This is a genomic window from Diplocloster modestus (assembly GCF_019042245.1).
GTDB lineage: Bacteria > Bacillota > Clostridia > Lachnospirales > Lachnospiraceae > Diplocloster > Diplocloster modestus.
The window spans coordinates 103,036-128,799 of the sequence record NZ_JAHQCX010000013.1 but is presented as its reverse complement, the minus strand read 5'-3'; the positions used below and the strand labels follow the sequence as shown (position 1 = coordinate 128,799).

Here is a 25,764-nt window from a genome sequence, read left to right as displayed (position 1 = left end):
TTCTGATGCGGGGTGGTTAAATGGAAAACAATACCTTAACGGGGTATATCATTACAATTGACGGAGGCACCACGAACACCAGGTGCATACTGTGGGATCAGAGCAGAAATAAGATCGCGGAAGAAAAGAGGCAGGTTGGAGTACGGGACACGGCTATCGACGGCAACAACGGAAAATTGAAATCAGCTGTGAAAGAATGCCTGGATGCCCTCCTGGAAAAGAAGGAATTAACCTATGAAAATATCCGCCGAATTATTGCCAGCGGCATGATTACTTCCGATGTGGGGATCGTGGTAATTCCGCACTTAAGCGCCCCGGCAGGCCTGGATGACCTGGCCAGAGCAACCGTGACCGTGGATCTGCCCGAGATCTGCCCGATTCCGATCCACTTTATTCCCGGAATCAAAAATGCGGTCGAAGATATTTCCGTGGAAAATTATGAAGCTATGGACATCATGCGGGGAGAAGAAGTGGAAAGCATCGCGCTGATGGACCGGTTCTTCGACGGGAATCCGATGCTGCTGGTACTGCCCGGATCCCATAACAAATTCGTGGCAGTGGATGCGTCCGGTAAGATCACCGGCTGTCTCACTTCCATATCCGGTGAGCTGCTGGCATCGATCACGAATGACACGATTTTAGCAAAATCCGTAGGGCGGAAGTTTGTGGAGGAAGCTTCCTATGATAAGGAATGGCTTCTGTTAGGATATGAAAATGCGAAGAAAACCGGTTTGGGACGCGCGTGCTTTTCCGGCCGTATTCTAAGCCTATTCGTGGAGGAAGACACGGAAAAAATAGCAAATTACATACTGGGAGCCAGCCTGCAGGGTGATATCACGGCGGTCAAGAACTCAGATGCCGTGCGGGCAAGCGGAAATGTCAAAGTAGTGGTAAGCGGTAAAAATCCTCTCAGACAGGCGCTGATCGATATCCTGAAGCTCGAGGGAGGCTTCGGCACAATTGAGGAATTTGTGCCGGAAGAAGGCAATTCGATATCATCCCTGGGCGCTTATCTGATCGCAGAGAAGAGTAATATATTATAATGAACGTTTCTGGAATCGAAAGGAGATAAGGAGCTGTGTATATAACCAACCTGCGAAAACCAGGTAACTGGGGGTAAACCAAGCAATTGGGGGGAAATACCAAGCAAATGAGTATAACGCACAGCTCCTGAGCACAATTATATGAAAGCTGTAATAACCGATTATCAATATGAATCTATCGAAACAGAACGCAGCATCATCGAAGGTGCCGGATTTACACTTAAGGATTATCAGGCGAAGGAGACAAAAGATCTGATTCCGATCGTAGAGGATGCGCAGGCAGTGATCACCCAATACTCGGACATCAATGCAGAAGTGATCTCCCACATGAAACAGGCCAGGATGATCATCAAATATGGCATCGGCGTAAACAATATCGATTGTGAAGCTGCGGCAAAAAAAGGGATTTACGTCTGCAATGTACCGGACTATGGTGTGGAAGAAGTATCCGATCACGCCGTAGCCATGATTCTGGCACTGGGCAGGAAGCTTCCCATACTCACGGAAGCTTTCCGCAACGGTGACTGGGGATACGCAAGTGTCGTCCCCCTGTACCGGCTCAGTGAATGCACGGTCGGCCTGGTCGGCTTCGGCAGGATCCCGCAGCTGATGGCCAGAAAACTGAAAGGTTTCGGTATGAGGATACTGGCATTTGATCCCTATATCACGGAAGAGATGGCGGGAGAAGCCGGTGTAATACTGGCGGATCTGGAACAGATGATAACGGAAAGTGATTTTATTTCCGTTCATTGTCCGCTGACCAAAGACACACGGCATATGATCGGACGAGAAGAATTGCTGAAAATGAAGAAGACCGCATTTGTCATCAACACAGCCAGAGGCGGGATTATCGATGAGGCAGCCTTAGTGGAAGCCCTGAAAACAAATGAAATTGCCGGAGCGGGAGTAGATGTCTTCGAACAGGAACCGGCCGGGCCTGACAATGAGCTGCTGCACCTTCCAAATGTAATCGCCACTCCTCACAGCGCCTGGTACAGCGAGGTGGCAATCTCTACCCTGCAGCGCAAAGTAGCTGAGGAAGTTGTAAATGTGTTACAGGGGAATCGCCCTTTCCATTGTGTGAATGGCCTGTGACTCAGAGTTTTTGGAAGCTGTGACAGGATCAGAATGAGTATGAGCGGCATGAGGATTTGAAATGAAATCCATGTTTTCAGAAGAAAATTTGGACATAGAATCACTATGTTATCATGTACATCTTTGGTAAAAAGTGCTAATATAGGAGACAGAAGATTGTGAATGAGGAGGATGTATATGGATTCTGTGAAAGATTTTTGGATGCTCAATAACGGGGTGCGGATCCCCTGCGTCGGCTTCGGGACATGGCAGACGCCGGATGGCGAGACGGCCGTTCAGGCGGTAAAGGCTGCATTGGAAGCAGGTTATGTCCATATAGACACGGCAGCGGCTTATGACAATGAAGCCAGTGTCGGACAAGGCATCCGGGAGGCCGATGTGAAGCGTGAAGAGCTCTTCGTGACCAGCAAGCTGTGGAATGCTCACAGAGGATATGATAAAACCATGGCGGCGTTTGAAAGAACCATGAAGGATCTGGGGCTTGAATATCTGGATCTGTACCTGATCCACTGGCCGGCAGTGGCTAACCAGTTTGGAAACTGGCAGGAATTGAATCGATCCACCTGGAGGGCTTTTGAAGAGCTTTATAAAGATGGAAGAATCCGGGCCATCGGCCTGAGTAATTTCATGCCTCATCATATGGAACCTCTGATGGCGGAGGCTGAGATACAGCCGATGGTGGACCAGATCGAATTCCATCCGGGCCAGATGCAGAAGGAGACCGTGGAATATTGCAGGCAGCATGATATTTTGGTTGAGGCGTGGAGTCCGCTGGGGACGGGAAGAATGCTTACGAATCCCACATTGAAATCCATCGCTGGCAAATATGAGAAGTCAGTGGCGCAGCTGTGTATCCGCTGGTGCCTGCAAAATGAGGTGCTTCCGCTGCCTAAGTCTGTGACTCCCAGCAGGATCAGGGAGAATGCGGAGGTGTTTGATTTTAAAATTTCCAGGGATGATATGGAGCAGATTAATAAGATGGGTTATATTGGCGGGTCAGGATTGGTGCCGGATGAGATAGATTTCTAAAGGCGGGCAATCGGGGACATGTCCATTCCGTTTTGGGACAGGTACAATTGGAACAGGCGGCTGATTATAAACTCCCATAGGGAGTTATAATCAGCCGCCTGTTCCAATTGTACCTGTCCCAAAACGGAATGGACATGTCCCCGAACTGCTGGCCGGGTGGGAGTGTTCTTCGGGGATTAACCCAGTACGGTCATATCGAGCAGTTCAAAGCCTTCTAACAATTCGCGGGTAACTTCCACAAGACGGTCACAGTCCCCTTCCCGGCTGCCCTCGATATTCAGCGGCATCACCGGATCGTGCAGGGACAGGCGCAGAAGTACCCAGCCTTTGATCTCGTCGTTGTCAAAAGAGATCCGTACGCCCTCATAGGATTTCGGCAGATGATAACCTTTTGCCTTAGCGCGTTCTTCAAAAGCCCGAAGCACTTCCTGGCCATAGGTTCTGAATTCATCGGTCCGGATCTTGAAACGGTACTCCCGGTCTTCGAACAGGGGCGGAAGCTTCTCGATCAGGGAGGCTATTTTTTTGCCTTCCCTGGCGGAGCGGGCCACGGCGATCAGCAGCTTGACAGCCAGGAAAGCGCCGTCATCCAGATAATAATTCTCCTTCAGCGCGCCGTGGCCGGAGGTCTCCATCGCCAGGGGAGATAGGATTCCTTCCTCATTCAGCCGCTTGCATTCATTGATGACATTTTTATATCCACGCTTGAAGCAGTGGTGCTTCATATGAAGGACTTCCTCCAGAAAATACGTGAGCCGATGGGAGGTGACAGAATCCGTAACGATAGTCCCGCCGGGATACTCCGGAGCCAGGATCGCCGCTGCCATAGCGATGATCGCATCCCTGTTTACTTCGGTGCCATCCGGCAGCACCGCCGACATGCGGTCGACATCGGTATCGAAGATCAGTCCTAAGTCAGCGTGGTGATCCACCGTGGCAGAGCGGATGGACTCCATGGCAGCTTTGTTTTCAGGATTCGGGATATGGTTTGGAAACATGCCGTCCGGATCCAGGAACTGGCTTCCTTCCGCATCCGCACCCAGCGGTTTTAGAATTTTATCGACGAAGAACCCACCCGCACCGTTGCCGGCATCGACTACGATCTTCAGGCCGCTCAGTGGATGCTCGTAGTCATCCGCCTGTACGCTTCGGCAGATAGTGTCAGACAGGTGCCTGGCATATACATCGATCAGGGCGAAAGCGGGAACATTGGACAGATCCGCTGACTGTACCTCAAGTTCTGCGGCGGTGTTCAGGATCGCCGTGATGTCATCGTGTTCCAAACCACCGTCGACGTCAAAAAATTTCATGCCATTTCGGTTAAAAGGAAGATGGCTGGCGGTGATCATGATAGAACCGTCAAAATGGGATTCCGGAAATACGATGGACATGAACATACCCGGAGTGGTAGCCAGCCCGCAGTCCGTGACGCTGCTCCCGGCGGCCGATACCCCTTTCAGGATCGCTGCTTTCAGTTCCGGGCCGGATATGCGGGAATCACATCCGACTCCGATGGCGATCTGATCCGCCGGTTTTGATAATTTACCGGATAACCACAGGACGAAGGCCTGGGCGATCTGATTGGCGGCATCCGGTGTCAGGTTGATGGATTCTCCTTCCACACCCTCGACAGCAATTCCACGTACATCACTGCCGTTTTGCAGTTTTAACATCTTTTCAACGTTCTTACTCATTCTATGATCCTCCTGCTTTTTCTATATTTTCCAAAATCTCTCCGGTCTGTGGTATTCCAGTATCCGAAAAGAGGAAAGCCTTGTCCGGGGGCCGGCGTGACGGTCCAATGTTCCCTACAGATTCACATGCCTGGTGATTGAGGTGGTGTCCTGAACAAACTGAAAAGGCTGTTTGAAATAATCGATATCCATTGGAGTTTTTTACCTGTTACATTATTACCTTTGTCTGAATGGTGATAGCCGAAGCGATTATAGAAATGGGAATACAGCCACAGAGGTAAACTAAATTGAAACTTTAAAGGGAACTATAACTGTAACATACGAATAATACATTTGCATTAAATTTTATCATACGAAAGTTTAAAATTCAACTAACACTTGAGAAGATAACTTGATTAAGATTCCTGGAACTATTGTTGGGACAAACCCCAGATTCCTGGACGACATGAATGGTATGGCGAAACGGGGGAGGCGTGGAAATACCGGAGTCTGAAGGAATGCAAATTATTGGGGGGAGATTTGGTGGATCAAGGTGATTAAGGACATTAAGGCTTTGCATTGCAGGCGATTGATGATGTCTAGACGGTTCTTGACTTGGTCGGTGAGTTCCTGAATTTGGTCCTCGTTATTGGAATCGAAGGTTTGGCAGGCGTCTCTAAGCGCATGGATAAAGTGCTTGCCGTGATGCGTCTGGATGGAGATTTTGATAGCATATATAGTTAGCAATTGATCAATGTGGGTGCTATTATATTTTCTGTAATTGTTGTGAGGATCGCGGCAGGGAGTGATTAGGCCTGCTTTTTCCCAGTGGCGGATGGTGGTGGCGGGGATATTGGTCTTTTGGCTGATACCATGTATAGTTATATCTTTTACAGAAGGTGAGTGTTTATCCTGCATTCTGTTTATGAATTTTTCGGCAGTCTTCTTCTGATTCCAGAGATCGGATTGTGCCATAGTCATGAGCCAGAGGGCTTCGTCGGTTTGGTTTTCCTGTACTTTTTGGAGGACTTTTTTTATAAATTTCAAATCAAATGTCTGTATCATCTCACGTATACAGGTGAAATAGGCAAGGTGTTTTTGCGTATAGATCCGATAACCGGACAGGGTGCGGCTGGTTTTGGGGACCAGACCCATATCCTCGTATTTTCGCAGTGTGGTGGTACTGATTTTTAGTTGTCTGGCGATATCAACCGGTCTTAAGGACATAGAATCACCTACTTTCCTTATATAACATTATAGTAGATAAATAAGGTTTTTTCCAGAGATATAGGGAGGTTAATGAATATAATTTTGTAAACTTTAGCAGTTGCAATCATGTTATATAATGTTAATAAAGGAGGGATGTCATGAGTAATATAGCTGTAATAAATGCGTTTGAGGGTAATCTTAAAAATATTACGGTAGAGATTCCCAGGGGTAAACTTACTGTGTTTACGGGTATTTCCGGTTCCGGTAAGTCTACCTTACTTATGGATGTATTGTATATGGAGTGCCAGCGGCAGTATCTGGAGGCCATGTCTTTTCAGGGGATTGCAAAACCGAAGGTGGAGAGGGTGCGAAATGTTTCTCCTGCGATCATCATTTCCCAGACGGATGCCAACAGGAATCCACGCTCTACTGTGGGGACGCTGACGGATATGTATACAGGCCTGCGCCTGATCTATGAAAAGCTTGGTGTCCGCAGATGTCCGGCCTGCGGGAAAATGATCTCTGCGGCTGATTGCGCAGAGGAAACGGAAAAGACCGGCGATGATTTCCGGGTTTACATGTATTGCTGCGAATGTAATCATAAAATGCGGAAATTGACACGGACGGATTTTTCCTTTAATACCCGGGAGGGAGCCTGTGAGACCTGTGAAGGGCTGGGGAAAACCCTGGTTGTGGACCGGGAGGCGGTTGTCCATAAAGATCTGTCCCTGAAGGAGGGGGCAGTGGATTTTTGGGAGAAAAAATATAAGGATTATCAGATGGAAACGCTGCGAGCGGCCTATCGATACTATGGAATCCCACTGCCGGAAGAGGAGATGCCGGTGGAGCAATATGACGAATTGCAGACGGCGATTCTGTATGAAGGGGTGGGGTGTGAGCTGGTCAAAAAGGTTTTTAAAGGACGTGAGACTCCCAGGACTGTGGCAGAGGGAAGGTTTGAGGGGCTTATTCCGACGCTCCGGCGGCGGTTTGCGAATCAGAACGGGGGATCCAGATATATTCAGAAATATTTTATTTCGGCAGAATGTCCGGATTGTCATGGGGAGAGACTCTGTGAAAATAGCCGGACCGTTACGGTGAACAAGGTGAGGCTTCCCGAGCTTTCCGGTGTCTCCCTTGGGGAGCTGGCAGAGTGGATCCGGGATCTGAAAGCTGTTCTGAGTGAAAAGGACCAGGGGTTGGTAAAGGACTATCTTCTGGATATTGAGACAAAGATCCAGCGTTTCCTGCATGTGGGGCTTAAGTATCTGTCCCTTGACAGGCAGATCATCACATTGTCCGGAGGGGAATTGCAGAGGATCAGGCTGGCGGCCGTCCTGGACTCTGACCTGACCGGGATCATCTATATACTGGACGAACCGACAGCAGGCCTGCATCCGAAAGATACCAGGGGATTGATAACGATTCTCAAACGGCTGCGTGATCTGGGCAACACGGTGCTGGTCATAGAACACGATCCGGACGTTATGAGAGCTGCCGATCACATCGTCGACATAGGGCCGGGTTCTGGAAAATACGGAGGGAACATCATAGGGGCCGGGACTCTGGATGAGATTAGGACGCAGCCTCTTTCCATAACCGGGCAATATCTGGAGCAGACGCATCCGGTCAAAAGTACGTACAGGGAAGGAGACGGATTTTTTATCACCATCCGCAATGCCTGCAAATTCAATCTGAAGCATCTGGATGTGGACATCCCGCTGGGGCGGCTGGTTACCGTAACCGGAGCATCCGGTTCGGGTAAGTCAACATTGATATGTGAAATCCTGGCACAGGGCAATTCAAGAGGAAAAGAAAATAAGGTGGAGGGGTGCGGGAATTTTGACGGAATTATCCAGATCGGCCAAACTCCCATTAACCGGAGCAAACGATCCAATATAGCGACTTATTCCGAAATCTATACGGAGATAAGAACCATATTCTCAAAGCTGCGGGAAGCAAAAGAAAAAGGGATGACCGCCAGGGATTTTTCTTTCAATATACCTGGAGGCAGATGCGAAAACTGCGAAGGTATGGGAGTTGTCACCAATAACCTGCTTTTTTTTGAAAATAATGAAGTCGTATGTCCGGTATGCCAGGGCAGACGCTTTCAGGAATATGTCCTGCCGGTAAAGTTTCAAGGCCTCTCCATTACTGACATATTGGGACTATCGGTAGAAGAGGCGCTGCCGGTGTTTGAAGATTATCCGAACATCCTTCGGACCCTAAAATTATTAAAAGATGTAGGTCTTGCATATCTGGAATTAGGACAGACTCTCACCACCTTATCCGGCGGCGAGGGCCAGCGCTTAAAGCTGGCCAAAGAACTGATCGGTAATACCGGTGGGCGTAACCTGTATCTGTTGGACGAACCGACCAGAGGACTGCATCCGCTGGATATAGAAAACTTCCTTAAGCTGCTGAACCATATGGTTGACACCGGAAATTCCGTAATCGTTATCGAGCATAATCAACAGATCATACAAAACAGTGACTGGATCATCGACCTGGGACCCGATGGTGGGGAGCAGGGCGGGGAGATTATATTTACCGGTACGCCCGCCGATCTTTTGCACAGCGAAACAGGCGTGACCGCTCTTTATCTAAAGGAAAATATAAAACATAAAATATAAAATAATATTATTTTTTCAGATTAGCCAGTATTTCGTTGTAACGTTTCGTTCCGGCACCGGTCGGCTCCCCTTTTTTGCAAAAGTTCAGTTTGGCCAGTTTCGGAACCACCCGTTCCACCACGATCTGCCCGTCTTTCAACTTCGCTTGAAGCGCTTTCAGCGCTTCTAGAAATCGGGAATCCTCCTTAGCCCTGTCATAAAAGGACAGAACATAAACATATTCAAAGAGATTGTAATTCCGGAACGGATACCCCACCTGCATAAACAGCGTCCCGATTCCATAATGGCAGGGCCCGATCGGTTTGCGGATCGTCCAGTGATCCAGCAGAAATTCCACCGCGCGGTCCAGCTCTTTTTTCCTGTTGACAGAATCAGTAAAACGGAAGGCATCCAGTACCGTCAGAGTCGGATGCGGATTCGAATATTCCGTCTCCGGTCCGTGTCCAAAGGAAAACTTATTACAGCGCCATCCTCCATCCCGGTATTGAATATCCAACAAATGCCGGAAAGTAGTCTTTAGCCTCTCATCATCCGCATAACCCAAATGGCAGAGAACCTGGGCAGCTAACGCGGTCTGACACGGATAAATCCCGCCTGCCGGGTAAATCCGAAATCGCCCGTCCTTCTGCCAGGTACTGAATATCAAATCAGCTGCATCCTGAAGCACCGGGTCCTCCGGTTCCACTCCCAGCTCCAGCAGATAAAGCACACATTCCAAAGTTGAAAAAGGGGCTCCCTTCAGCAGTCTCTTATCCGCAGTCGCCCAAAGATCTCCTCCGTTATCATGCCGATGCGACAAAATTATCTCAACATCCGCCAAATAGCGTTCCTCTACAGCCATTCCTGTTCCTCCTTTCCTGGTTAAGTCTAGTTTAAGGGGGACAGGAGGGTTTGTCAATTCGGAGAGGAATTAAGGGCAGCAGGAAAACCAACCGTCCGGTCTCCAAGATCCAAAAGCAAAAGACTCCCTCGTAAGAAATTAATTATTTTTGAAAAACTGTATTGACATTGATTGAGTGAGAATATATAATGATTGATATAGAGTACACGTGTACGCAAATAAAAATAACGAAAGAACTGGAGAAGAGCAACGGTAACTGTGGGCAAATTCCATGAAAAGTGGAAAGAAAACTGTCTGATTATACAAGGCAGGAAGAAAATGGAGGAAAGTTATGAGAATGAAAAAATGGTGGAGTTTACTGATCGCGGCAGTGTTGGTTGGCAGTTCCCTGGCCGGCTGTGGCAGCAAACAGGAAGAGGCGCCGGCGGATGCCAGTGCGCCGGCGCAGAGTGAAAGCCCCGCGCAGGAACCGGCCGGCACGGCTGCACCGGATGCGGGGGGAGAAACCGGGGAAGCGGTTACTTTGAATTTCTGGAATGTGTTTACCGGATCTGATGGAGATATCCTTCGGGAGATCGTGGATAAATATAATGAGACGAATACGGATAATATAACGATAAATATGGACATTATGCCGAATGATACCCTTCAGCAGAAGCTGCCGGCTTCCATCGCCACGAATACCGCGCCGGATTTTGTACTGTTTGGCGTGGAGAATATCGCTCCCTATGTGAGTAACGATTCTTTGGAAGATATCAGTGATTTCTGGGATACGGCGGGTGTTGATAAGTCCAATTTCCTGGAAAATGTGGTAGACTTATCTTATGTGGACGGCAAGCTTTACGGAACGCCGATGCAGTACAATGTACAGTATTTATACTGGAATAAGGATCTGTTTGAAGCAGCGGGACTGGATCCCGACACACCTCCGGCCACGATGGAGGAATTGGCTGACTTTGCAGTGAAACTTACGGATGCTTCGAAGAAACAATACGGCCTGGCACTTCCCACCAGTGTGACCTATATGCAGTTCCTGTGGGCCAACGGCGGAGACGCGGATGATACGGAAACGAATAAGAACCTTTTGAACTCAGAAGAGAACTTAAAGACACTGGAATGGCTTCAGGATCTGGCTGTGAATAAAAAAGTGACACCGGAAAATATCACCGGACCGGATGCGGATACGATGCTTCAGGCAGGACAGGTGGCGATGTACATGAGCGGCCCGTGGCAGATCAATGGCCTGAATGAGGCCGGAATCAAATTTGGTATCGCTCCTTGTGTCGCAGGCAGCGCGGGTTCCTTCTCACCGGCAGGCGGATGCAGCTTCGTGATTCCCAAGGGAACAGATGAGACGAAGAAAGCGGCGGCTTACAAATTTATGAAATACTGGCTGACCGATGAAGTGCTCAAAGAGTGGTCCCAGAGAAATGGTTTCCCGGTATGGTCCAAGACGCTGATGGAAGATCCGGAGATCCAGAATGACGAAGTGTTGAGCTCCATTTCCAAAGCTACGGAGATCGGCCGTTCCTATAACCTGGGATATTCCCTGGCAAGCCAGATCGATAACGACGTTATGATCCCGTTGTTTGAAAAAGTAATTACCGGCGCCAGCAAGCCGAAGGATGCGCTGGATGAAGCATCCAAAGCAATGGATGCCGTGTTAGGCAGCAACTAAGAAAAGCGGCTCCCGGCTGATAAGGCCGGGGGCCGAAAAAAAGGAGCAGATTATGAGCAAAAAGAAAAAATTCCGGCCCCATCAGCAAAGACAGGCGTATCTGTTTATCCTACCGTCGATGATTATCCTGTCGGTTTTTGTGTTCATACCTCTGGGAGCTTCCCTTGTGATCAGCCTGCTGAACATGAATATTTTTATGAAGGATATTTCTTTTGCGGGGATCCATAATTTTGTCAAATTATTTTCGGATCACAGAGTGGCAAATGCGACGTTCAACAGTTTTTATTTTACCCTTTTTGAAGTTCCGCTCCAGGTGGGCCTGGCGCTTATGCTGACCATGTATGTGGCGAAAAACAATAAATACACGAAATTACTGAGATCGACCTACTATCTGCCATTTGTCTGCTCCATGACGGCCATGGGTATCGTCTGGTCCATGATGCTGGACCCGAATATGGGCCTGGTTCCCTATTGGCTCAGCAAAATTGGGATAGATTCGATTTCCTTTTTAAAGGACCCGAATCTGGCTATGCCCACGGTCATTGCCGTGACGGCCTGGAAGGGATTTGGCTATACCTTGACGCTTCTGACGGCTGCGGTTCTGAATATTTCGTCCTCCCTGTATGAGGCGGCCGATATGGACGGCGCGGGCCAGTGGAAAAAATTTATACATATCACTATCCCCGGAATCTTTCCGACGATCAGCTTCTGCATCGTGACGACCACGATCAGTTCCCTGCAGGTCTTTGACCAGACCTACGTCATGACCCAGGGCGGGCCGCTTAACCGTACGGAAACGGTGGTTCAGTATATCTATGACAGAGGATTCCAGACCGCGCCTTATGATCTGGGGTATGCCTCGGCGATCTCCGTCTATCTGTTTGTCATCATCGCCATTGTTACTTTTGTGTTGAAGCGTTTTGTGCTAAACAAGGGGGAGGAAGCCAATGACTAAAAAAGTGAAACCGGTCAAAATCGTAGGCTTTGTCCTGACCTTCCTGATCGCCCTCAGCGTATTGGTCCCGATCATCTGGCTGTTTGTCTCGTCTTTTAAGACCGATGTGGGAGTTATCCAGTATCCGCCGAAATTTTTCCCGACGGAGTGGACGCTGAAACAATATCAGCACGTCACGAAGAGCATTCCAATCTTTAAGATGGCGAAAAACACCTTTATTTTTGCCGGAGCCGTAACGGTGATCAGCGTATTCTTTGATTCCATGGCGGGCTATGCCTTCGCGCGAATGAATTTCAAAGGATCAAAACTGATCTTTTCCATTATTCTGCTGACGATGATGGTACCCTTCCAGATTATCATGACGCCGTTATACATTGAGGTATACAAATTCAACCTGCTGGATACCTATGCCGGATTGATCCTGCCAAGGGCCACCAGCGCCTTCGGTATCTATATGATGCGTTCCTTCTTCGCCGGACTTCCGAAATCAATCGAAGAGTCCGGGCGGATGGATGGGATGGGAGAGTTCCGGATCTACTGGTCTTTGATGCTCCCATTATGTAAACCGGCCATTGCCAGCCTTGGAATCTTTCATTTTATGAATAACTGGAACGACCTTTTATATCCTCTGATGCTGACCAGTTCCGCCGACAAGCGGACGCTGTCCGCAGGCCTGGCCGTCCTGGTGGGAAATAAAGTGATCAAATACGGACCGACTCTGGCGGCGACCATGATCTCGCTGGCACCATTGCTAATACTATACATATTCTGTCAGAAATATTTCGTGGAAGGCATCGCGACCGCTGGCATGAAGGAATAAAGGAGCAGAAAAACGATGAAGAAAGCATCTATGATCATCAACAGAAATTTTACAAAAGGTCAGATCGACCCGCGGATATACAGCTCATTTGTGGAGCACATGGGACGCGTGGTCTATTCGGGAATCTACGAACCCGGCCACCCGGCCGCGGACGAAGATGGATTTCGGGCTGACGTATTAGATAAAGTAAAAGAGATGGGAGTGACCGGAGTACGCTATCCCGGAGGCAATTTTGTCTCCTGCTACGACTGGCGGGACGGGGTGGGCCCCGCGGAAAAACGGCCCAGGCGTCTGGAGATCGCCTGGCGGTCCATCGAAACCAATCAATTCGGCATCAATGAGTTTATGAAGTGGGCTAAGAAAGCCGGAGTAGAGCCGGTCTTCGCGGTAAATCTGGGAACCAAGGGGATCGAAAACGCGGTCTCCATGGTCGAATACTGCAACATACCCGGCGGTACCTTATACAGCGATCTCAGAAAAGAGCACGGAGTGGAGAAGCCCTACGGGATCAAAACCTGGTGTCTGGGCAATGAGATGGACGGAGACTGGCAGGTGGGCCATAAAACAGCCCAAGAATACGGACGTATCGCCCAGGAGACGGCCAAAGCCATGAAACTGGTAGATACCGATATCCAGCTGGTATCCTGCGGCAGTTCCAAATCGTCCATGTCCACCTATCCCGAGTGGGAGGCACAGACCCTGGAATACACCTATCCCTATGTAGACTACATATCCCTGCACCAATACTACGACGGCCAGGATCGGGGCACGCCTTATTTCCTGGCCCAGGCGCTGGATATGGAAAATTATATCCGCACGGTAATCGGCACCTGCGATTACGTAAAAGCCAAAAAGCGGTCCGACAAAGAACTTTTCATCAGCTTTGACGAATGGGGAGTCTGGTCTATGGCAGACAAAGAGGTGGCCGCCCAGGTCGACGAAAAGCCCTGGCAGATCGCGCCAAAGATCAGCGAACAGATCTACAGCCTGGAGGACAGCCTGCTTTTCGCCAGTATGATGATGAACTTCCTCAAATACTCCGACCGCATCAAGATCGCATGCCAGTCCCTGCTGACCAACATCAGCGCCGCGATCATGACCAAACAGGGCGGCGAAGTATGGGTACAGCCCATCTTCTATCCGTTTTCCTACATGTCCCGCTATGGAAGAGGCCAAACCCTTCAATCCGTCCTGGACTGTCCTACCTACGACGCAGAAGAGTTCAAACAGGTACCCTACCTGGACAGTGTAGCGGTATACAATCAGGACCGGAGCGAGATCGCCGTCTTCCTGGTAAACAGAAGCGAAGATGAGACCATACCTTTCTGCATCCGGTTGGAAGACTTCGGGGCAGGAACACCGGTCCAGCACATAGAGCTGACCTCCGAGGACAAAAAAGCCACAAACCAATACCGGCACGACACCGTAGTTCCCCGTGAACTCCAGGACCTCATAGCGGACCCTGTGAACCATACGGTAACCTGTGATTTAAAACCTCTCTCCTGGAACATGATACGCATCGCGGTTCAGGAGTAGAGAGAGAAGAAGCAAAGGGAGCCTATCGCTTGTGGCTGGGTTTTAGGGCGAGAGGCTCCGAAGCGGACGAAACCTCGCGGAAGCCGGGACGGTTCCTCGGGGGTGGGTATGTCCGCCGCTTCCGGCTGGTATCCGTGGGCGGTATCCGGGGATGCTCCCGGCCGCCGGGGTCTTTGGTGTCTCCCTGGGAGCGCGGAGGGCTTGCGCTGGCATACGCTAAGTGGAATCGAAAAGCCGGGTTCAGGAACCGAGCCTATTCACCAGGAACACGTGATGTGTTCCCGGTTCAGAGGCTCTTGCCCGTCGGACGTGAAGTCCGCCGGTCATCCTGAACCCGGCTTTCCGATTCCACTAAGCGTATGCACAGCCGCCCTATGCGCTCCCAGGGAGACACCAAAGACCCCGGCGGCCGGGAGCATCCCCGGATACCGCCCACGGATACCAGCCGGAAGCGGCAGACATACCCATCCCCGAGGAACCGTCCCGGCTTCTGCGAGGTTTCGTCCGCTTCGGAGCCCCGACCCTAAAGCCCGGCCACAAGCGGTTGAGTTCTCGCTGCTAAATGCTCTATTCAAGCTTAGAGGCTAGCGTAGTTTTGCGGATGATGAATTTGATAATCTTGAAAATGATAATCTTGAATATTTTTTGCATTCTCGGTTGCGTACGGTAATATTTGAGAAACCCCAGAAAGAGAGAGGTTCAAAATGCCATTGAGTCTTTATTGCTAATCGAGGTTTAAATAAAGGAACCGATTATGACAGGAAAACGGGGAACTTTGAATTTCTGGAAGAGACTACATACCAGATTTCATTATTCCTAAATTACGATTGTGCATTGAGGTAAAAATTTCTGCGGGAAGGTAGAAAATCAAAAGTGATTGAAGAAATAAGCGCAGATATTACAGCTTTTAGTAAACAATATGAACGACAATTATTTGTTATATACGATTTGGGCTTCATTCAAAACGGGGAAGAATTTAGACGAGATATTGAAAATGCAGGAAATGTTAAAGTAATCATAGTAAAACACTAAGTCGTTATATCTATTGACCCGCCCACTGTGGCGGGTTTTCGGTATATTCCATAACAGCAAGCCGGTATTTCTCGTAAACCACGAAATACACAGCACCATAGCTAATACTATTATAGTTACCATCATAAGTCCGAATTTCAGTCTATCATCATAAGTCCCAATACCTGATCTCACAGATCATGGAACCTGGCCTGTAATAGAGTAGGGAGGAGAGGGCGGCGGCGTGATCCGGGGCGGGACGGCAGCTCTTGCGGGGGCAAATCGCTTGAGGCCGTGCCTTAGAACGGGTTACGCAGAAGAGGACGAAACCTCGCAGAACCCGGGGCACTGTCTGAGCCGTTTTATGGCGAGTTTGCCCCGGGTTCTGCTAATCGGAGGTTTCGCCCTCTTCGGAGTTACCCGTTCTTAGGCGCGGCCGATGCGATTTGCCCCCGCAAGAGCTGCCGTCCCGCCCCGGATCACGCCGCCGCCCTCTCCTCCCGGCCCCACCCCACCCCAGTCCCCAAGCAATATTTCTGGACAACCGCCGGAAGAAAGGACTATAATAGGGGAAAGTATCATGTGTATGTTGGAAGCTATTGAAAGCTAGCGGATGAAGAGACAGGGTTGTAAGAAAAAATGAGTAAAGGTGTGTGGAGGAGATATGGGAATCACATCGAAAGAACTGGCGGAACTGTGCGGGGTGTCCAGGACAACGGTGCACCGGGCTTTATATAATACCGGGAGGATTAATCCGGAGACGAAAGAGATGATTCTGAAAAAGGCCAAGGAGTATGATTTCCGGCCGGATCTGCTGGCCAGAGGGCTTGTGACCGGGAAGACGTTTTATATCGGAGTCGTGATTATGGACTCGGACAACCGCTATTTCTCGCAGATGTTGAACGCGATTGTGCGGGAAGCGAGAAAAAAGGGGTACTCTGTTAATATTACATTCCATGAGAATAATGCGGATATTGAGAAGGAACAGCTCTGCAGATTGGTGGATTACCGGGTGGATGGAATTATCTTATCTTCCATACGCAAAGGTACGGATTACCGGAAATTTCTCAGAGGGTTGAATACGCCGGTGGTTACGATTGATAATAAGGTGGCCAAGGATCTGCCTTTTGTGGGGATCAATGGGAAAAAGGCAACTTATGAGGCCGCGGAACAGATCATTGAAAAAGGGTATGAGAAAGTGGTGTTGGTATGTCCGCCGCTTGCGGATGCCGCCAGAGAAAATGTATATGTCCATGAGGAGAGGGCGGCCGGGTTTACAAAGGCAATGCGAAAACATCCCGCCGTAAAAAGCGTGATCATTGATGGCTGGGATTATGCAAAAAAGGCGTTTCAGGAGCTTGAGGAAGCGGGGGGAAGAACCGCATTTTTCTGCACAGCCGATATATTTGCCTTAGAGATTATGCAGTATTTCCGGGAGCGGGGAAAAAAGGTGCAGCGGGATTACGGTATTATGGGATTCGATAATATTGATATTTTGCGGTATATTTCTCCGAAGCTTTGCACGATTTATAATTCTGTGGAAGAAGTGGCCAGGAACGCGGTGGATCTTCTGTTCGCGCTGATGGATGAGGAAGAGGTGCCCGCCGAGAGGATCGTGGATTATATCCCTGTGGATGGGGAAACATTATAGTATATGATAATTAGGAAACGGCGGCTCTGAAATCTAAGCCGCTGTTTCTCTTTGATCCTTCCTATGGTCAAAGCGACGGATTCCCGTTCTTATGAGGAAATCATATCAAATACAGGCTTTAGAATTTTATCGCGTCGCGCTTCGATATACCGGCCATAAAATTCCTTTTGCAGTTCGCAGATATACGGGACTTCCCTAAGAAATGCACGGATTTTTTCCATATCGATCCTTGGCACGATCCGTCGGATTGCTTGATTGCAGTCCTCATACTCCATACGGGTCAGAAAATCATAGTAATTGATCTTTCGACCGTTCTGCTTGATGGCAGAAGTAGGAAATCATTTGCGGAAGGAACCCTTCTACATATTTCGACACGTATCAGAAAAAAAGGGCCGTAAAAGCCCGGCTATTGTGAGATCTGTGAGCTTGGCTCCGGAAAGATTGGTAAATATGCCTATGCCAAAAACAAGGCATTCAGATTGACAGAAAGTTGCGCAAAGGCTATAATATAGCTAGTGGACACGTGTACGCAAAACAATTCAGGAGGGGTAATAATGAACAAAAGATTAAAAAAGATTCTTGCGTTATTATTGACGGCTGCTATGGTCTTTGGCAGCTCAGTCACGGCATTGGCTCAGATGACGGGCAATGGAACAGCGGCAATGAGTATCTCTTTTCAGACAGCTTTTGAAGAACAGGCAATTACCTATACCAGAATTTTGTGCCTGAAGAACAGCGGAAATGCGAACGGAACGCTGCTGATGACCTGCGATCAGCATTCCTGGGTAGACGGCGAGCAGGTATGGCCGATTTACCGGAGTACGGATAATGGGAATACCTGGTCCCATGTCTCGGATGTGAAGGATACCGTGTTCGGCACCAACAGAAAGGCGCAGCCTATGCTGTTCGAGCTTCCGCAGGCAGTCGGTAATCTGCCGAAGGGAACGGTCCTGCTGGCCGGGAACCTGGTTCCGGATGATCAGTCTTCCTCCAGAATCGTGATCTATAAGAGCGCGAACCAGGGAAGCTCCTGGGACTATGTGAGCACAGTGGATACCGGAGGTCCCTTTGACTATGATCCGTCTCCGACCTCAACCACTACGACTGTCTGGGAACCGTTTCTGTATATGGACGCCTACGGACATCTGGTCTGCGCGTATTCCGATGAGCGTCAGAAGGCCAATGGAGTCCTGCAGGCCCTGAGCCTTAGGTATACCTCTGATGGGACGAACTGGAGCGAACTTAAGAATATCGTGGCTGTGGGGAACCAGAACGACCGTCCCGGTATGGTTACGGTAGATCAGATGCCGAACGGAAAGTATATCGCTACCTATGAGGTGGTAAATAAACCAAGCCTGAGCCAGAACAGTTCCATCGTGTATTACAAAACTTCCGACGACGGACTGGCCTGGAATCCATCGGATGTGGGGACTTTACTGGAGACGGAGGATGGCCTGTGCCTGGGCTCCTCCCCCTATGTGAAATGGGTAAACGCGGGCGGCCCCAACGGAATGGTCATCGTCGGCTCCAAATGGGCGATCAATAAGAACGGCGATATCCAGGAGGGTGGTCAGAATTTCTTCGTCAACTATAATCTGGGAGAGGGACCGTGGGAGAGATACCCGCAGCCGCTGACCTGGGATGCGGAAGGAATCCAGTATCTGGATGCGTTCAGCCAGTGTATTGAGACAAATGTGGATGACACGGTATTATATGAGTCGGCCAACATACTAAGTCCCGACGGATCGGGAATCGATGTCCGGTTCGGGACGCTGCCGCTGACCTACGCGTTATATGAAGCGGAGAATGCAAATCTGACCAATGTACAGACTATCGAATGTTATGATTCCTCCGGCGGATATGAAGTGGGATATATTAACTATTCCGACAGCAAGGTACTGTTTGATAAGGTGGTTGTTCCGGAAAGCGGAACCTATACGGTCTATGTGCGCTATAATAACGGGACAGGAGGTAACAGCAGCCATAAAGTATCGGTGAACGGCGGCAGCAGTTCCACCGTAACTTACCCGGCGACTGCGGACTGGAACCGGTATCAGTGGGCCTCTTTTAATTGTCCCTTGAATGCCGGCAATAATACCATCCAATTGAGCTTCAACGGAACTTACGCGGAACTGGACTGTATCATGGTTGGCAAAGCAGGGACGGATCTGAACCGTGATTTTATGATTAAAAATAAAAACAGCGGGATGTATCTGGAGACCCCCAGTATGGGAACCGCGGACAACGCGGTGTTAGGCCAGTATTCCAAGACCGTATATCCCTGCCAGCTCTGGGAAATCAAAGCGTCTGGCAGCGGCAGCACTCTGATGAACCGGAACAGCGGTAAATACTGCCAGATTCAGAATGCCTCCACGGCCGACGGAGCAAAGGCGGTACAATACACGTACAGCGGCAGCCCGACGCAGATCTGGTCCTTTGAAGAGGTGTCCGGCGGTTATTTCTACATCAAAAACCAGAACAGCCAGAAACTGTTGGAAATCGCCGGGAATTCCACCGAGCTGGGAGCCGAAGCCGGACAGTGGGGAGATACCGGTTACGACTGCCAGAAATGGACTCTGGTAAAAGAAAGCACGCGTTAGTAATTGTAATATCGGGGGGAGTCTAAGATAGAGGGAAAGTTCGAAGCATTTAGGAGGAAAGCGATGTTATACCAAAATCAGACGAATACAAAAAAACCATGCGCTGTACAGCCATGGATTATGCAACGGGCAGATCCCTATGTCTACCGGCATACGGACGGCATGTATTATTTTACCGCATCGGTGCCGGAGTATGACAGAATTATTCTCAGGCGAGGAAAAAGCCTGCAGGAACTGGCGGATGCGGAAGAGGCGGTCCTGTGGCGCAGGCATGAGAGCGGAATTATGAGCTGCCATATCTGGGCCCCCGAGCTGCATTATCTTAATAATGCCTGGTATATTTATTTTGCGGCCGGCGCGGTCGAGGATATCTGGGCCATACGTCCTTACGTGATAAGATGCACCGGTGAAGACCCGATGACCTGACGCTGGGAGGAATTGGGACAGATACAGCCATATGATGAATTTACCTTTCAGGATTTTTCTCTGGATATGACGGTTTTCACCCATCGGGAAAAGCTATATGCGGTATGGGCGGAAAAGGTGAGTGTCGGGAAGAAGATCTCAAATCTGTACATAGCGGAAATGGAGACTCCCTGGAAACTGGGGACCCAGCAGGTTCTTTTAAGTTCTCCCGATTATAAATGGGAGCGGGAGGATTTCTGGGTCAATGAAGGTCCCGCTGTGATCCGGCATGGAGAAAGGCTGTTTCTCACCTACTCGGCCAGCGCTACCGGAGCCTGCTACTGCATGGGTCTGTTGAGTATCGGGGAGGACCAGGATCTTCTGGACCCGGAAAACTGGGAAAAATCAAGACAACCGGTCTTCCTGACACAGGAGGAGGCAGGCATATACGGGCCGGGACATAACAGCTTTACTGTGGATGAGACGGGAAATGCCGATATCTGCGTATATCATGCCAGGCCCTACCGGGATATAGTGGGAGATCCGCTGTATGATCCCAACCGCCATGCCTATCTGATGAAAATGAAGTGGGATGAACGGGGATATCCTGTGTTTACACCTGCACTGTAACAAACAAGATAAAATCTGGTGTCACTTAAATCTGCAATAGCACCTTCAATATCCATTTAAAGCGTGGTAAACGAAGGTGCTATTATCTTATAGAAATATAGATCCATGTGGTGCTTGCATTACTCAGATATAAAGCTTTGCTGTTGTCTTATATACTCCAAGCCTTCCTCAGGGGTGAGAAGCCCCATAAGCATATTCATATAGGTATCGTATATGATCGGAATCATGTCTGCTTCTCGGTAAGTATATGCGGCAATCCATTGCTTATCCAAACTATGAAACAAACTTTCATCTATCCGATATTCCTTGGCTGATTCTATGAGAGTAGTCTGAATTCCGGAATCGGTATAAGCAGGGATCAAGAGATCTTCAGCCAGTAAAGTGGCACCAGGTTTTCCGCATAAAAAGGAGAGAAATTTCCATGCCGCATCAGATTGATCAGTGTAGCGATAAATGCAAATGGGCACAACCTGTATATATTTATCCAACGTTTCCTCTGAGGACCATTGCGGCTGCGGGGCGACTCCCCACTCAAAAGAGTATTTACCTTCGGATGCATCCTTTGCCAATGTCCGGATAAAGTCATTGTCCGATAGAAACATCGCATATTTACCATTCTCAAATACCTGTTCTGAAAAATTTTTTTCGTAGGCATAGGAGAAAGGCACCATTGAACCTTGTGATTGTATATCTAACATCAATTCCAGTCCCTGGTTTAGTGAATCGGGGATGTTGGCCGTATGGTTCAGGGGTTCATTCAAAGTCATACTGATTAGTTGTCTGGCATGTGGAAGCAGGAGTATTCCGCGCATCTCCGGGTCGATGGTTGTTAAGCGTTCGGTAAGGCGTTGTCCCAGTTCCTGAAAATCGGACCAGGTTATTATCTTATCAGGACAACGGATACCGGAGGAGGAAAATAGAGACCGGTTATAATAAAGGACATTTTTACTTATCTTATATGGTAGAGCATACAGAGTCCCATCATCAGGATTTTTTAAAGAGTCCAGACATAGATATTGTCCCGGGTCCATGTCGCTGTGTGAGAACAAGAAATCAAGGGGTTTTAAAACCCCTTTTTCGCTCAGGTTAGTTAACTGTGTAAGCTCATGAATAAAAAAGACATCAACAGGCTGCTGTCCATTCAATAGGGTATCTAAACTTGAAGAATATGTATCTGGAAGGAAGGTAACTACTTCGACCTGAACGTCAGGATACATAGACATAAAGGATTCGATAATATCCAGATTTTTGTCGGTGGAGGAATCTTTCCACATAGCCACCCGGAGAATGGTTTTAACCGTACCAGGATTTTTATTCTCATTCTCATTATTAAACCAAAGATATAGAAAAAGTATGATGAACAGAAAACTGGTTAAAAAAATATAAAGAGAAATTCTTTTTTTCATGTAGCGGTACCTCCCTCGCTTTTTTCCTGTCTGCCTGTGCGCTTGCGGTATTCTCCTGGTGATATTCCTACCGTACGTTTGAAAAGACGGTTAAAATAAAACTGATCATCGTATCCAACCTGTGACGCTATAACTGATATCTTTTCATCAGAGTTGGTCAACATTTGTTTCGCTGCTTCTATGCGGACATAAGTCAGATATTCAGAATAATTCATACCGATATATTTTTTCATCAGTGTACTGAGATAAGAGGGATTCAGGTGTACTTCATTAGCCAGATAGGTTAGAGACAGCTTTTCGGAATAATAACGATGAATGATTTTTTTAGCTCTTTCTATGATACGACGGTATTCTTTATTGTTCTCCTCATGGATATATTCTGTTAAATCGGTTATAAGATCGTTGATCCAGAGCTGTGCTTTTTTTGTATCCTGAATGGATAAAAAGAAATAGTAGCTTTTCCAGCTCTTTTTCAAGATGATTTTAGATTCTATACCAAATTGATCAAACACTTCCTGAACACAGATAAATATCTCTAAAACCAGAAAAAGTATCATATTCAACTGAAAAGCAGTAGCACAGATCAGGGAACTAAATTGTCTCAAACTTGATACGGTATCATTTAGATTTAAAGTCAATAAAGCATTTTTTAACTGTTGCTTGGCCTGTAAAACCTCGACACGATCGTTCATGAGTAAGTCCTGCTGAATAGGAGTATGACAGTCTTTCCATTCAATAATATCCTGACGGCTCATATAATACTGTGTGCGTACAGCTTCAGAGGCCTGACGGCAGGATAGCTTTAATTCCTTAAGAGACAATCCGCCCTCGCTGATTCCGATCACACAAGGAAGATTCAAGTACTGCCTAAGCATCTCTTGTATTCTTCTTACTGTGGATACCATGATTGAGTGGGGAGATTCATCCGTTAAAAATTTCTTCAAAGATGCCAGTACATAGAATTCCCCGGTTTTTCCCTCTACACAATAAGCATCAAAACAATCCTGTACGATTTCTGTGACAACATTTAACACGCTGAAACGAAAAGTATCATATTCTTCTTCTGTGTTCTCTTCAAATTTGTATAAATCTCCCGCTTTAATAAAAAAACAGTAAATGGGAAGAGTATCAAAACACATTCCACATGCTTCCATCTCCAGTTTCATTTCGGACTCCGAGTAAAATATATTGCAGAGAATATCTTTTAAGAGACGGTTTTGTTTTTCAAGCCGGCTCCTGTGCGAAATTACCTGATGTGGGTCCGCAGTGATCTGATTACGGGCTTCATTCAGACAATTTAATAATACGGTGGACTCTAATTCCAATTTCAGTAGATAATCAAAGGCTCCTAATTTAAGGGCAGATTTAACCAATTCAAAGTCGTCGTAGCTGCTAAGTACAAGAAAGACCGGATGAAGGCCTTCTTCATAAATTTTCCGGATCAGTGTCAAACCATCCATTACAGGCATTTTCATGTCTGTAATAATAATATGGGGAAATTCAACCTTAGCAATATCAAGCGCAGATTTTCCATCAGCAGCTTCCCCTATTAGCTCATAACCATGTTGCTTCCAGGCTATGAGAGATTTTAACGCAATTCTCATAGTCGCGTCGTCGTCAACAATCAAAATTCGACAAATATTCATATTTCCTCCACATAGGTGTTCTTTTATTAATTTCCTTTGTTTAGCGGGTAACTGGAAGGAGCACCGTAACGCAAACGCCTCCTTCTGGACGGTTGTTAATAGAGATCCCATATTGCAAGCCACAACGAAGTTTAATTCTCCGGAATACATTTTGGATACCTATCCCACCTTCTTCCTCAGTATTGTCCGAATGATCCAATGCTGTCTGGATTTCATGAAGCTTGTTCTGCGTTATTCCGATTCCATCATCTAAAACACGTATACGTAGATATTCCTTAGTCAGGTCACAGAGGATTTGGATGGATCCTCCCTGCTGCTTCGGCGATAATCCGTGAAGAATAGAATTTTCAACAAACGGCTGGAGAGTAAATTTTAAAATTTTCAATTTTCCAAGATTATGATCGGTCATTTGAGCCTGATACCTGATTTTTCCCTTAAACCGAATATTTTGGATATAAATATATGATTCAAGAAGAGCAAGTTCCTCTTCCAGCATAATCCATTCTTCACGGATCTGTTGATTTACTCTTAACATTTGCCCTAGTTTTTCTACCATACTGCAGATATTATAAGCTCCCTGCATGGAGGCCATTAATTTAATAGAATTTAGCGTATTATAGAGAAAATGGGGATTAATCTGTGCCTGAAGAATTCGCATTTCCAGATATCTTTTTTCTTTTTCTCGTTTTTTCTGATCCTCCATAAGTTGAACGATATCTTGACTCATTTGTATAATATGCCTGTTTAATTCTCCGAGTTCGCTTTGATCTTCAATAGCAGAAACCTTGAGAAATTGGCCATTGGATATATAACGCACGTTAGCAGTCATTTGTACAATCGGACGATTAAAATGAATGGAAAGAAAATATGCTAATAATAAAGTAATGGCCAGGGAGATGCAGACTAATAGAATCATAGACATGGTGGTAGTAGTTATCTGCTGTCTCATCGGCTCAGTAGATACCAGTCCCTGAATGGTTAAACGATTCACAGAATTGATAACGTTAAGGGTGAAGTAGTCAGGAGAAGCCTCTTGTTTCATTAAGTCGGATAAGATATCGATGACCTGTTCCTGGCTCTTGGGACCAGCAAGTGAAAGTATTTGGCCGTGGTCTGTCTTAAGCAGGGCGTATTTTCCGGGACTTTGTGTAAAATATTTAAATTCATCTAGAAATAAGTTCTCAGAGAACAGGATAGCAACGTGCCCTGTTATCGCATGGGACAAGGGGTCTAAAATGGGATGACAGTACATAAGTACCGACTGATTATCCGAAAGTGGAGTGAGATTTTCCATAATACCGCTCCAATATCCGACAGAAAATCGGTTCATAGATTTATGCAGGATATTGATATCTACCAGAGATGCTTCCGGGCCGTCGCGGATATCCGCACCATTATTCCCAACTATGAAAAGAGAAAGAATATATTCGGAGATAGGCCGGTACGAGGACTGAAGCCTCAGCTCACGGATAGTCTGCGCTTTTGCGAGGGTATAAGAATTCACATTTTCTGACGGAAGTATTAATAAATCCTGAATACCCGGGTTTTGGCAGATCCAATTGGAAAAATCGTCTACCTGACTGATTTTATGAGAGATTCTTTCCATCACCTGTGACAACATCTGTTGGTTGTCGTTGATGACGGAATTTTGGATATCTTTTTGATTGTGGAAAAAGGTAATACTGGTTGTCACAAATGCCGGAATAATAGCAATCAAAGTGAAATATAAAAGGAGCCGGTACCTCAGAGACTTTTGTTTCATACTATCATGCGCCTCCCAAATCAGCAGGTGATTATTTCAGGGGGAATTTGGTACAGATGCCAGAAAAGGGATTTTGTATAAGAATAGCACAGAAAAGAAGAGATTGCAATTGAAATATTATACAAATTGACCAATACAAAT

At 47.5% G+C, this 25,764-nt stretch carries 16 protein-coding genes and 1 pseudogene; 11 read left to right on the top strand and 6 right to left on the bottom strand.

Going from position 1 to position 25,764, the window contains the following annotated elements; all coding sequences use genetic code 11:
- Window positions 1-20 precede the first annotated feature (20 nt).
- From KTH90_RS17400 to KTH90_RS17390, 3 genes are all read left to right on the top strand, one after another.
- Window positions 21-1,043 (top strand): 2-dehydro-3-deoxygalactonokinase, encoded by a 1,023-nt coding sequence (locus tag KTH90_RS17400; RefSeq protein WP_158355710.1) that lies wholly within the window; start codon window positions 21-23, stop codon window positions 1,041-1,043.
- Between the two features lie 141 nt (window positions 1,044-1,184).
- Window positions 1,185-2,138, top strand: a complete 954-nt coding sequence (locus tag KTH90_RS17395; protein WP_158355711.1) for a C-terminal binding protein — start codon at window positions 1,185-1,187, stop codon at window positions 2,136-2,138.
- 177 nt (window positions 2,139-2,315) lie between these two features.
- Entirely contained in the window at window positions 2,316-3,167 is an 852-nt protein-coding gene (locus KTH90_RS17390) for an aldo/keto reductase (protein WP_158355712.1), read from the top strand.
- A 176-nt stretch (window positions 3,168-3,343) separates the two neighbouring features.
- Here KTH90_RS17390 and KTH90_RS17385 read toward each other — a convergent pair whose 3' ends face one another.
- Both KTH90_RS17385 and KTH90_RS17380 read right to left on the bottom strand, forming a co-directional pair.
- The gene (locus KTH90_RS17385; RefSeq protein ID WP_158355593.1) at window positions 3,344-4,861 is read right to left on the bottom strand and encodes a phosphohexomutase domain-containing protein; all 1,518 of its coding nucleotides are present in this window, start codon (window positions 4,859-4,861) and stop codon (window positions 3,344-3,346) included.
- Window positions 4,862-5,365: 504 nt separating this feature from the next.
- Window positions 5,366-6,067, bottom strand: a complete 702-nt coding sequence (locus KTH90_RS17380; protein WP_158355592.1) for a MerR family DNA-binding transcriptional regulator — start codon at window positions 6,065-6,067, stop codon at window positions 5,366-5,368.
- Between the two features lie 140 nt (window positions 6,068-6,207).
- Here KTH90_RS17380 and KTH90_RS17375 point away from each other — a divergent pair, with 140 nt between their 5' ends.
- On the top strand, window positions 6,208-8,682 hold the full coding sequence (locus KTH90_RS17375) for an ATP-binding cassette domain-containing protein (protein WP_158355591.1): 2,475 nt from the start codon (window positions 6,208-6,210) through the stop codon (window positions 8,680-8,682).
- Between the two features lie 7 nt (window positions 8,683-8,689).
- Here KTH90_RS17375 and KTH90_RS17370 read toward each other — a convergent pair whose 3' ends face one another.
- On the bottom strand, window positions 8,690-9,523 hold the full coding sequence (locus KTH90_RS17370; protein WP_158355590.1) for a prenyltransferase/squalene oxidase repeat-containing protein: 834 nt from the start codon (window positions 9,521-9,523) through the stop codon (window positions 8,690-8,692).
- A gap of 331 nt (window positions 9,524-9,854) precedes the next feature.
- Here KTH90_RS17370 and KTH90_RS17365 point away from each other — a divergent pair, with 331 nt between their 5' ends.
- From KTH90_RS17365 to KTH90_RS17335, 7 genes and pseudogenes are all read left to right on the top strand, one after another.
- A complete protein-coding gene (locus tag KTH90_RS17365) occupies window positions 9,855-11,201 on the top strand; it encodes an ABC transporter substrate-binding protein (protein WP_238727131.1) in 1,347 nt (448 codons plus the stop codon).
- Window positions 11,202-11,253: 52 nt separating this feature from the next.
- On the top strand, window positions 11,254-12,156 hold the full coding sequence (locus tag KTH90_RS17360; protein ID WP_238727130.1) for a carbohydrate ABC transporter permease: 903 nt from the start codon (window positions 11,254-11,256) through the stop codon (window positions 12,154-12,156).
- Window positions 12,149-12,976 carry a carbohydrate ABC transporter permease gene (locus KTH90_RS17355; RefSeq protein WP_158345560.1) on the top strand — a complete coding sequence of 276 codons (828 nt, stop codon included), beginning with the start codon at window positions 12,149-12,151 and terminating at the stop codon, window positions 12,974-12,976. The genes KTH90_RS17360 and KTH90_RS17355 overlap by 8 nt, the downstream gene beginning before the upstream one ends.
- 15 nt (window positions 12,977-12,991) lie before the next feature.
- Entirely contained in the window at window positions 12,992-14,512 is a 1,521-nt protein-coding gene (gene arfA, locus KTH90_RS17350; protein WP_238727129.1) for an arabinosylfuranosidase ArfA, read from the top strand.
- 1,675 nt (window positions 14,513-16,187) lie between these two features.
- On the top strand, window positions 16,188-17,174 hold the full coding sequence (locus KTH90_RS17345; protein WP_238727128.1) for a LacI family DNA-binding transcriptional regulator: 987 nt from the start codon (window positions 16,188-16,190) through the stop codon (window positions 17,172-17,174).
- Between the two features lie 554 nt (window positions 17,175-17,728).
- Entirely contained in the window at window positions 17,729-19,774 is a 2,046-nt protein-coding gene (locus KTH90_RS17340) for an RICIN domain-containing protein (protein WP_238722750.1), read from the top strand.
- Between the two features lie 63 nt (window positions 19,775-19,837).
- Window positions 19,838-20,809 (top strand): annotated as a pseudogene (locus tag KTH90_RS17335) (family 43 glycosylhydrolase).
- A gap of 119 nt (window positions 20,810-20,928) precedes the next feature.
- On the opposite strand, the gene KTH90_RS17330 reads toward KTH90_RS17335, so the two are convergent.
- From KTH90_RS17330 to KTH90_RS17320, 3 genes are read right to left on the bottom strand one after another with little or no spacing between them, the layout of a single operon-like run.
- A complete protein-coding gene (locus KTH90_RS17330; RefSeq protein WP_158355586.1) occupies window positions 20,929-22,215 on the bottom strand; it encodes an ABC transporter substrate-binding protein in 1,287 nt (428 codons plus the stop codon).
- A complete protein-coding gene (locus KTH90_RS17325) occupies window positions 22,212-23,861 on the bottom strand; it encodes a response regulator transcription factor (RefSeq protein WP_238727127.1) in 1,650 nt (549 codons plus the stop codon). Before KTH90_RS17325 ends, KTH90_RS17330 begins: the two co-directional genes overlap by 4 nt.
- Before the next feature lie 40 nt (window positions 23,862-23,901).
- Window positions 23,902-25,623 (bottom strand): cache domain-containing sensor histidine kinase, encoded by a 1,722-nt coding sequence (locus KTH90_RS17320; RefSeq protein ID WP_238727126.1) that lies wholly within the window; start codon window positions 25,621-25,623, stop codon window positions 23,902-23,904.
- Window positions 25,624-25,764 lie beyond the last annotated feature (141 nt).